The sequence below is a fragment of the Sharpea azabuensis DSM 18934 genome (assembly GCF_000702165.1).
Classification (GTDB): Bacteria; Bacillota_I; Bacilli_A; order Erysipelotrichales; family Coprobacillaceae; genus Sharpea; species Sharpea azabuensis.
This window is the reverse complement of sequence record NZ_JNKU01000033.1, coordinates 22725-32697: the sequence shown is the minus strand read 5'-3', so window position 1 is coordinate 32697 and position 9973 is coordinate 22725. Positions and strand designations below refer to the sequence as shown.

General features: G+C 34.5%; 12 protein-coding genes. 5 read left to right on the top strand and 7 right to left on the bottom strand.

Annotation, left to right across the window (positions count from 1 at the left end):
- The first annotated feature begins 71 nt into the window (after positions 1-71).
- Positions 72-221 carry an AlbA family DNA-binding domain-containing protein gene (locus T529_RS13780; protein WP_081823096.1) on the top strand — a complete coding sequence of 50 codons (150 nt, stop codon included), beginning with the start codon at positions 72-74 and terminating at the stop codon, positions 219-221.
- Entirely contained in the window at positions 215-382 is a 168-nt protein-coding gene (locus tag T529_RS13775) for a type IV toxin-antitoxin system AbiEi family antitoxin domain-containing protein (protein ID WP_420801847.1), read from the top strand. The genes T529_RS13780 and T529_RS13775 overlap by 7 nt, the downstream gene beginning before the upstream one ends.
- Before the next feature lie 26 nt (positions 383-408).
- Here the strand turns inward: T529_RS13775 and T529_RS0107985 are convergent, their stop codons facing one another.
- Positions 409-1014 (bottom strand): glycerol-3-phosphate acyltransferase, encoded by a 606-nt coding sequence (locus T529_RS0107985; RefSeq protein ID WP_033163093.1) that lies wholly within the window; start codon positions 1012-1014, stop codon positions 409-411.
- Positions 1015-1122: 108 nt separating this feature from the next.
- Here T529_RS0107985 and tgt point away from each other — a divergent pair, with 108 nt between their 5' ends.
- Genes tgt through T529_RS0107970 form a run of 3 tightly spaced genes read left to right on the top strand, consistent with a single transcriptional unit; the run spans position 1123 to position 3963 of the window.
- Positions 1123-2256 (top strand): tRNA guanosine(34) transglycosylase Tgt, encoded by a 1134-nt coding sequence (gene tgt, locus T529_RS0107980; protein ID WP_033163092.1) that lies wholly within the window; start codon positions 1123-1125, stop codon positions 2254-2256.
- A gap of 20 nt (positions 2257-2276) precedes the next feature.
- Positions 2277-3308 (top strand): tRNA preQ1(34) S-adenosylmethionine ribosyltransferase-isomerase QueA, encoded by a 1032-nt coding sequence (gene queA, locus T529_RS0107975; RefSeq protein WP_033163096.1) that lies wholly within the window; start codon positions 2277-2279, stop codon positions 3306-3308.
- Complete coding sequence (locus tag T529_RS0107970; RefSeq protein WP_033163091.1) at positions 3301-3963, top strand: epoxyqueuosine reductase QueH; 663 nt, start codon at positions 3301-3303, stop codon at positions 3961-3963. Before queA ends, T529_RS0107970 begins: the two co-directional genes overlap by 8 nt.
- 9 nt (positions 3964-3972) lie before the next feature.
- Here T529_RS0107970 and T529_RS0107965 read toward each other — a convergent pair whose 3' ends face one another.
- From T529_RS0107965 to lepB, 6 genes are all read right to left on the bottom strand, one after another.
- A complete protein-coding gene (locus T529_RS0107965; RefSeq protein ID WP_081823095.1) occupies positions 3973-4314 on the bottom strand; it encodes an iron chaperone in 342 nt (113 codons plus the stop codon).
- A gap of 65 nt (positions 4315-4379) precedes the next feature.
- Entirely contained in the window at positions 4380-7448 is a 3069-nt protein-coding gene (locus T529_RS0107960) for a SpaA isopeptide-forming pilin-related protein (RefSeq protein WP_033163089.1), read from the bottom strand.
- Complete coding sequence (locus tag T529_RS0107955) at positions 7433-8182, bottom strand: hypothetical protein (protein ID WP_033163088.1); 750 nt, start codon at positions 8180-8182, stop codon at positions 7433-7435. The genes T529_RS0107960 and T529_RS0107955 overlap by 16 nt, the downstream gene beginning before the upstream one ends.
- Positions 8170-8745 carry a hypothetical protein gene (locus T529_RS0107950; protein WP_033163087.1) on the bottom strand — a complete coding sequence of 192 codons (576 nt, stop codon included), beginning with the start codon at positions 8743-8745 and terminating at the stop codon, positions 8170-8172. Before T529_RS0107950 ends, T529_RS0107955 begins: the two co-directional genes overlap by 13 nt.
- Positions 8742-9458: a class B sortase gene (srtB, locus tag T529_RS0107945; RefSeq protein WP_051646916.1), complete on the bottom strand. Its 717-nt coding sequence runs from the start codon at positions 9456-9458 to the stop codon at positions 8742-8744. Before srtB ends, T529_RS0107950 begins: the two co-directional genes overlap by 4 nt.
- The gene (gene lepB / locus T529_RS0107940; RefSeq protein WP_051646915.1) at positions 9459-9956 is read right to left on the bottom strand and encodes a signal peptidase I; all 498 of its coding nucleotides are present in this window, start codon (positions 9954-9956) and stop codon (positions 9459-9461) included. It abuts the gene before it with no gap.
- Positions 9957-9973 lie beyond the last annotated feature (17 nt).

Sequence of the window (9973 nt, the reverse complement as noted above, 5' to 3'; positions counted from 1 at the left end):
TTTCTCCTTTCTAAAGACTCGGAAACAGGATTTCCTGTATGCATATTATATCATATCCCTAACCGCCATTCATCCCACGGCCTAAAGGCGCGTGGGTTTTCTGTCGGGAACTTTATAAAAAAGAGATAATCGCATTTGCGAATTGTAAAGGTGGGATATTATATATTGGTGTTGAGGATGATGAGAGTGTTGTTGTTTTGAATAGGAAGAAGAGATTATAGATTTCGCCAAACATCATCAAACATTCACAAGAAAAGATATTCAAAAGACATTTGGCTTTAGCCAAACGACATGCATACGCTTATTAAGTCATTTGGTTGAAAAAGGCAAAATCATCAAAGAAGGACAAAGCCGTAACATTCATTATCAACTTGTCAGATAACTTAAAAGAGACACGATGTGTCTCTTTTAGTGCTTCTTTTTGAATTTTGAGAGAATATCATTCTTTTCTGCCTGACCACTAGGAATCAGTTTGAGCTGACTGTAGTTACGATAGACCATTAATGCCGTAAATAGAGCACAGACAAGAAGCTCCTGAGGTGTGCGTGCTACAAGTGCCATGTAGGCAAAGACAATGACAACAGCCCCTAGGGCAAGATATTTTGTGACAATCACAACAATTAATCCAGCAATGAGTGCAATAAAGGCCAGCATAGGAGAATAGAGAAAGATTGTTGTGGCAGTTGTTGTGACACCCTTTCCACCTTTAAAATGGTGCCAGAATGGGAAATTATGTCCTAATGTAGCCCCTAATCCGGCATAAAGAATGCCCATTCTACCTCCATCAAAGCATTTGATGGCAATCACAATTGCGATGACCGTTTTAAGAATATCGCCTAATAATACCAGGATACCTGGAATAATACCGATATGAGCGGTAATATTGGCCATCCCTGGATTATGCGATGTACCTAGTTCAAAAGCACTCTTTTTTGTATAAATACGACTGACAATATCACCTGTTAAGATATTTCCTAAGCCATATCCAATAATAAGTATGAATAATATCTGCATTTCTATCACCAACAGTATTCTACAAAATTATGGTGGTTCTATCAATGTTTTTAGCTTTATAAAAGTGGTCTTTGTGTGTATAATAGTCAATGCGCTAAGGAGATGTATATGAAAGATTTTTGGTATGAATTAAAACATGTAGAAAAAGATACAGGTGCAAGATATGGTATTCTCCACACACCACATGGTGATGTCGAGACACCCATGTTTATGCCCGTAGGTACTCAGGCCACTGTTAAAGGTATATGGCCAGAGATGTTGAAAGAGATGCAGTCACAGGTTGTTCTTGCGAATACATATCATTTATGGTTAAGACCAGGTGATGATGTTGTGAAACAGGCTGGTGGCTTACATAAGTTTATGAATTATGATGGACTAATCTTAACGGATTCTGGTGGGTTCCAGGTATTCTCTCTTGGTAAGATGAGAAAGATAGAAGAAGAAGGTGTTACTTTTAGAAGTTATATTGATGGTTCTAAGTTATTCCTCTCACCAGAGAAGTCTATTGAGATTCAGGAGAATCTTGGGGCTGATATTATTATGAGTTTTGATGAATGTGCGCCTTACCCATCAGATTACTACTATATGAAGAATTCTGTTGAACGTACTTTACGTTGGGCAGAGCGTGGTCTTAAGGCACATAAGCGTGAAGATCAGGCCTTATTCGGTATTGTCCAGGGGGGAGAATTTGCGGATTTAAGAGAGCTTTCAGCTAAGACACTTGCTTCAATGGACTTCCCAGGATATTCCATTGGTGGTACTTCTGTTGGTGAACCTAAGGATGTTATGTATCAAATGATTGATGATTCTGTCAAATGGTTACCAGAAAACAAGCCACGTTACTTAATGGGTGTTGGTAATCCAATTGACCTGATTGAAGCTGCGATGCGTGGTATTGATATGTATGACTGTGTTCTTCCTACAAGAGTGGCGAGACATGGGGCATTAATGACACATCATGGTCGTATGAATATTAATAATGAAAAGTATAAATATGACTTCACACCTATTGATGATCAATGTAATTGTTATGCATGTAAGAACTATACAAGAGCTTATATTAGACATCTACATAAAGAAGATGAAATCTTTGGTAAGAGCTTGATGTCTATTCATAATGTGCAGTTCTTATTGGATTTATCTAGGGATATTCGTGAAGCTATTAAGAATGATCGTTTGTTGGAATTTAGAAAAGAATTCCTAGATGCATATGGTCATAATGTATATGAAAGGGCGTTTTAGTCATGGAAGAAAAGAAAACTATGGATATTGAGCTATTTGATTATGATTTACCACATGAATTAATAGCCCAGACTCCACTTGAAAAAAGAGATACATCAAGACTCATGGTCTTACATAAACCAACAGGAGCAGTAGAACATAAACATTTCTATGATATCCTTGATTATTTAAAACCAGGTGATGTTATTGTAAGAAATAATACAAAGGTTATTCCTGCTAGATTATTTGGTACAAAGGAAGAAACAAATGCACATGTCGAAGTACTTTTATTAAAGAATACACATGATGATGTTTGGGAATGTCTTTGTGGTAATGCCAAAAAAATCAAGGAAGGAAGTGTTATATCTTTTGGTGATGGTAGACTTAAAGCAAAGTGCTTAGAAGTAAGGGATGAAGGTATTCGTGTCATGGAAATGATCTATGATGGTATTTTCTATGAAGTCTTAGATCAGTTAGGTATTATGCCTCTACCTCCATACATCAAGGAAAAGCTTGATGATCCTGACCGTTATAACACTGTTTATGCCAAGGTTGAAGGAAGTGCTGCAGCTCCTACTGCTGGTCTTCATTTCACACCTGAACTCTTTGAGAAAGTACGTGCTAAGGGCGTAGAAGTTCTTGATGTGACATTACATGTAGGACTTGGTACATTTAGACCTGTTAAAGTCGAAAATGTCTTCGAACATCATATGCATTCAGAATACTATGAAATAGATGAAGAAGTAGCTAACAAGCTCAATAAAGCCAAAGCAGAAGGAAGACGCATTATTGCCGTTGGAACAACATCATGCCGTACACTTGAAAGCAATATCAAGAAATATGGCAAGTTTACACCAACTCATGAAAACACATCCATCTTCATCTATCCTGGTTATACATTTGAAGGTATTGATGCTCTTATTACAAACTTCCATCTTCCTAAATCAACCCTCATCATGTTGGTAAGTGCTCTTGCAGGCCGTGAAAACATCCTCAATGCATATAATATTGCAGTAAAAGAGAAATATCGTTTCTTCTCATTTGGGGATGCTATGTTTATTGACAATGAATAATAACATTGATCATACAAACTATGATCTTGTGATGCAGGAAGAACTGAAGCATCTTGAAGGAAGACCAACATTACTCTTACATGTGTGTTGTGGACCATGTTCATCCAATGTCATCAAGATGTTATCTGAGTATTTTGATATCACCATCTACTATTCCAATTCCAATATCTATCCCGAAGAAGAATACAGCAGAAGATATCAAGAACTCCTCAACTTCATTCCTCGTTTCAATAAAGACTATAATCAACATATTAAAATCGTTGAAGATGCATATGACAATATCGCTTATACATCAAAACTAGAACCACTCAAAGATACAGGTGAGAAAGGCTTAAGATGCAAGCTTTGTTACAGCATGAGAATGAAGAATGCCTATAACTATGCAAAAGAGCATGACTTTGATTACTGGACTACAGTACTCTCAGTATCACCACATAAAATCTCACGTTGGATTAATGAAATAGGTAACGCATTACAACAAGATAAACCTAAATTCCTCAATTCGGACTTTAAGAAAAGAAATGGTTATCTTAAATCAACACAGATGGCTAGTGAATATGGCATGTATAGACAAGACTATTGTGGCTGTATATATAGCTATGAAGAAGCACAGGATCGCATTAACAGACAAAAAGAAGAAAGTCGTTCTAAATGAACGACCTTTTTATTTACTATGATTTTCATAACACCACAATGCAATTCTCGTAATCAACTCATCATCTATACGATCATATGGAAACTGAATAGCTCCTTTGGAATACTTATAGCCCTTCTCTTTCAATTCCTTAGTAAACTCTTCAACGCCATCTGCCCCAGGATAAATACCAACATGTTTCTTATTACATGCAAAATGTATAATGTTATGTTTCTTATGGAATGTAGGCATTCCCCAGGAAATCTTTTCTTCAGCTTCAGGAATAGCTTTTTGTATGACATGATAGACATGTTTTAAATCTTCCTGATATGTCTCATCTTGTTTTTCGATATAGCTTTCAATCTCATTCATAGCATTCACCCCACACTCATTAAAACAAAAAGAAACCGTGAAATCAATCACGGAATCTTTATGAACTATTTCTTAGAAACTTTTAGTTTTCTCTTTAAAATCCATACAAGAACAATAGCACTAGCTGATGCAATCAACCAGAATGACATATGTGTCATCGTATCTGCGCTTGTTGGAATAATAGATTGCGCTTCGTTTGTAAAGCTGGCTGTTGTAACATTTTCAGTTATAGTACCGTTAGTATTTTCAGAATTTACAAGTATATAACCTCTTGTTTCCTCTTCACTAACTACATATTTTGCGCCAACAGGTAAATCAAGAAGTTGAAGTGTTGATTGATCTTTAAGTTTAAAAGTACCTTCAGGTGTTTTATAACGATACAAATTATCTTCTGTTTTACTTGAAATCTTATTAAACTTAAATTTGTAAACCGTTTTCCCATCAAAAGTATAATGGAAATCTCTTGCTGCTAGGTCAGCAGATGGACTTTGTATTTCAAGATTAAAATCAAACTTAGTATCATCAGATTTTGAACTATTTGTAACAGTTTTATGTATATTAAGTTTTCCATCATACTTAACATTTAATCTGTTAACAAATATCGCACCATCACTGTCATACTTTACGATTGATTCAAGCTTATCTGTATCAGGATTCATTTGTAATAAAACTTTCACAGCTTCCTTATGTTGGTCATAAGTAATCGTCTGACCATTAATTGATGGTTTGACCTTTGATTCATCCTCTTCAACTATATAGTAATCTTTACCAGGCATATCAGCTGCTGAAAGCGTCATCTTCTTGAATGTTACTTTACCAGTATCATCATTCTGCTGTGTATCAATGAGATTATTCTGGGAATCATAAAGTTTAAAAGTAAACTTGTTTTCAGATAGTGATATTTTATCGAATACTTTTGTCGCATAGAGTTGTACTTCTACTGTTTGAGGTACATTTTCAATAGCACCGATATCTTTATACTGATCATTTTCACCATCACGCAGGTGAATTACAACTGATTGATATGGTTTACCTGTACCTTTTTGATTAATATCGTATCCTTCAGGTGCTGCTGTTTCTTTCACTATATAATACTTACCAATCTCAAGATCCTTTAGCCCTGTTTTCAATACCCCTGTTTCATCAGTTGTATATGTTTTAGAATATACTGGTTTACCACTTGCATCATTCAAAATTTTACCACTTTTATCTGTTTCATATAAAGTAAATGTTGCATTAGGCAATGGCTTACCACTTGTACTATCAACTTTCTTTAAAGTTATACCACCACCAACATATTTATCCTCGATATCATCTACAATTACACCATCACTATTTCCAACACTTATCATTTTTTGGTTATCAGATTCAGTAACATCAAACATAAATGATGTATTATTTTTCAAATAACCTGTTGGTGCTGAAATTTCTTCAAGAATATACTTACCAACAGTAAGGCCAACAGTACGGTCCATACGATAAATACCACCAATACCAGCACTATTTGTTGTAAATTCTAAATGGTCTTCTCCATTACCAAACTTTTTTGTTGTATCTTTTGTACCATCAGCATTTGCATGATAAACAGCAAATGTTGCACCACCAACAGGAGCTTTTGAAGAAGTATTATCTACTTTCTTTACTTGCACACCTGCATATGCTTGATCATTAGCACCTTCAATAGATAATAGGTTTTGCATTTGGTCTTTCTCTGGTGATAAATTCAATTCAGAAGGAACATAGATGTAAAGATTATATTTTTCTTTATCAGGAATATCATTATATGTATGACCTACTATTTTAGCTTTAAGCTTTGCACTTATTCCTGATGAATAATCATTAGTGAAATGCCAAATATCATCTTGATCATATTGACCATTATGTCCACCATATTCACTCCAATAGATTAAAGCTATTAACGCTTCAGTCATATTGTTTCCTAATTCTTTATAGCCTGTATTACCTTCATCAAGATAATCCATGATATAATTTGAAACTCCTGAATCAGATGTATTAGATGTTACATCTTTTTCAATAGCTACTTTATCAAAATAACCACTAGGTGCTAAACGATTGTGATCAAGACAGTAACCGTGGAAAGTATTTTGTGGTGTATGAACTTCCCACATATTACCTTCTTTAACATAACCATCAGCTACATAAAGAGGTCTTGAAGCACTAGATGGTGCTTCATTAGTTTTCTCATATATACCAGCCATGTCCTTGTAGAAATTTGTGTTGGTTTCTTCATTGGAGAAAACAACATTCTTAAAGTTCTTATTTGGACCAATATATTTCCAGTTACCATCAATACCTAAACTAGAATATGTTTTATAATCTCTAGCATGCCAATTTTCGCCTAATGTTAATTTTGTTAAAGCATCATTTCCTCTTAATGGCGTATTGGCATCATTAGCTGCATCATTTGAAATAGCACCATTAAAAGAACTTAAATTCACCTCTTCTAAATAACTATTCCAAGCTGCAAATAATTTTGTTTCCTTCAAATTAGTGGTATCAAATGAAGATACATCTAGTTTTGTCAAACCAACTTTATTTAGCCAGGCATCTGACATATTCATAAACATGCCTTCCATGGTAACAACATTTTTTGTCGTAAATTGACTGCCATCACCACTAAAGATAACCTGATTTGAGTCATCCGATACGCCAACATACTTTAGAAAATAGTCACCTTCAAACATATAGGACATATCAGTGACATTTTCGGTATTTAGTCCTCTGAGATCTACCTTTTTTAGGTTCACGCAATACGCAAAGAGTTCTTTTAAACTATCACTTGCCTTTACACTAACTACTGTACCATCATCTCTTTTATATGAATTGAAAGAAATGGATGTTATACCAGTATGTTTATAAACATCACCACTTAAGACTATTTGATAATCAACGTTATTAATTTTTACTGTTGCTGGGATGCTTAAATCAGTTTGTGTTCCATTGTACTTTGTGAGAGTTATTGTATGAGTATGATCGTCTCTAGATGCTTGATAGTCATTAATCCAACTGGCATCACCACTAAATGTAGGTTGTTGATACACTTTAACATTTAAAGTTGCTGTAGCATTGCCTGGATTAGCATCATCTTTTGTATAATTTACTTTAAAATACAAACCTCCACCATTCTTAGGTAGTTCAGTTGTAATTGTAAGATACCAAAGTTTATCATCTTTTTTTGAAGCTTACCATATTTATCTAATTCTGTACTTGCTTTACCGTCTTTATCAGTGTTAGAAATACCTGTAATTTTTGAAGCTTCAACATTTAATAAATGAGCTAACACTTCACTTAGATTTATTTCTTTGTTTAATGTTACATCATAATAGAATGTTTTATTCTCCACAATAAAATCTAAGACGTACGTAGAAAACCCAGTAGTTTCACCAGTTACAGTGTCATCAGATTTAGTAAGCTTAAGAGATTCTAATTTAAGATTATCATCTATGTGATAGACATTAGTTGTATAGCTTTTAATATCATCATTAGTAAAGGATATATTGACCTTACCTTTGGATGTATCAGGTTCTATTTCCTCTCCTTCTTTATTCTTCATTGTGATATCAAGGGCAACTTGTTTGATACTCTTTTGATCTGCTTGTTGTTGTGAGGCAACAAGAGTATCTTCTTTGGGCGTTAGGTTAACTTCTTTGACTTCCAGAGTTGTTCCTTCAGGAAATACTTCTGGATCAGCACTAACAGTTACTTTCGTACCATTAATACTTTGCTCGGCAATAAATGTGTCTCTTGACTCATTTTCTGCACGTGTAGATAAAGGAAAGACAACAGAAAATACTAAGACCAATGCAACAGCAATACTTAATAACTTTATATGCTTTATTTTATGCATTTTTTGTCCTCCTTTAATCTCATTAATAATATAAACACAATAGCAAGTGAAACAATCGTCATTACGCTATAGAACATTATTGGTGTACTATCACCTGTTTTTGTTTCTTTGCCTGTGTTCTTTTTTGTGGTAGTTTGTGTTTTTGGTACATCTTTCACGTTATTGAAGATAGCTTTTGCATCTTTGTCGCTAGAGCCTTCTTTATAAATTGTGACAACATGCGTATCCGTACCAATAAAAACAGTTATATGATATACAGTTGCATCATATTTGATTGCTGAATCATTACCAGTAAGCTGATGTAATTGATAGGTATATGTGCCTGTATGCGTATAGTTAAGAGTAATCGTGCCTTGACCATTAATAGTTATGGGGTTAGTACTTGGCAAATAGTCATCAGGACTTGTAGCTTTGAGTTCTAATTGCCCCTGTGTATGCTGCTTATTTAGCATAAGTTCAACAGGTATCTCAATGGATACTGCTTCTTTTGCACTAACACTTTGTAATGGTATCAATGAGAACAAAGAGACAAGAAATAGTTGAATGATATATCTTTTTTTCATTTTGCCTCCTCTAAATGACCGAATACAATAACACGGTCTTCTGTATCTGGGTATTTACATGTTGATAATGCGATGATTTTTTGACTTGTACTTGGTGTATTGTCATAGTATTTAGCATGTTTAGTAATATATTGGTTGAGTTCAGTAATTGAAGTTGTTGTAGGAGAAAAGATGAGGGAGTTTGTAGCCTGGCTTTCTAGTACCGCAAATATTTTAATTTTATATTTTTTATTTGTTTTTGTTTTTAACCAGCCATCCTTATGCTTATCAAAATAATCTTGTTCTAGATATTTATCCAAAGCACCAAACATGGCTCCTTGTTCCATATGATGACCATACAGCAAAGAATAATCATCAGTAAACTGGGGATTATTGCGATAATCCAAGAATATACTTCCAGACAAGGAATATTCTCCATAGGGATCCATATTCAAATATTTGGAATTATCTTCCCCTTGCATAACAGGATAATCAATCTTTGTCTTTTTCACCTTCACCCAGGCAACACATTCCTTCGATAATTTACCTAACTTATTTGTATCACTATCAAAATCAGGTCTAAAAGCAAGAAGACTATTATCATTGGCATGATAGTAGACATGAATCGTATCAATTAATGCATATGTACATATGAGAAAGCATAGTATTGCTATTACAATAACAATACGATCAAATGCTCTATTTACATGTCCAACAACATTATCAACAAACATTTAAAATCCTCTTCTCCTCATAGAAATAAGTAAAGGTCCATGCACATCACTCACCTTAATAGCACCATAAGTCCTACTATCATTCATATCCTCACGATAATCATTCAAGATAAAGACATAACCCTTAGGTACCTTATAAGGATACTTCACACTGGAATCAGCCTTAGCCGTCTTATAAAAGACTTCTTCAGCAGGCTGCACATTATTCACCAGTAACTTACCTTTACCAGTAATCGTTACAGTCTGTCCTGCCTTGGCAATGATTCTACCAACCCTTTTCTTACCACCATGCTTATAAATAACTGCTGACTCTACAGAAATAGGTGCTAACCTATTTGTCACAACAAGATCTCCATCTTTGATTGCTGGATACATATTGTTACCATAGTGGATTTGGATATCTAGCACAAAGCTAAATATCCCAACCACTACAAGTACATAGAGTGCAATTTTCATCACAAATTTTAATAGCGTTTTATGACTATCACTTTTCAACACATACACCCCTTAATTCA

Bases quoted from the DNA above. Each gene is read 5' to 3' on its own strand.
- T529_RS0107985 (WP_033163093.1), bottom strand. From the start codon at position 1,014: ATGCAGATATTATTCATACTTATTATTGGATATGGCTTAGGAAATATC.
- tgt (WP_033163092.1), top strand. From the start codon at position 1,123: ATGAAAGATTTTTGGTATGAATTAAAACATGTAGAAAAAGATACAGGT.
- queA (WP_033163096.1), top strand. From the start codon at position 2,277: ATGGATATTGAGCTATTTGATTATGATTTACCACATGAATTAATAGCC.
- T529_RS0107970 (WP_033163091.1), top strand. From the start codon at position 3,301: ATGAATAATAACATTGATCATACAAACTATGATCTTGTGATGCAGGAA.
- T529_RS0107965 (WP_081823095.1), bottom strand. From the start codon at position 4,314: ATGAATGAGATTGAAAGCTATATCGAAAAACAAGATGAGACATATCAG.
- T529_RS0107955 (WP_033163088.1), bottom strand. From the start codon at position 8,182: ATGCATAAAATAAAGCATATAAAGTTATTAAGTATTGCTGTTGCATTG.
- T529_RS0107950 (WP_033163087.1), bottom strand. From the start codon at position 8,745: ATGAAAAAAAGATATATCATTCAACTATTTCTTGTCTCTTTGTTCTCA.
- srtB (WP_051646916.1), bottom strand. From the start codon at position 9,458: ATGTTTGTTGATAATGTTGTTGGACATGTAAATAGAGCATTTGATCGT.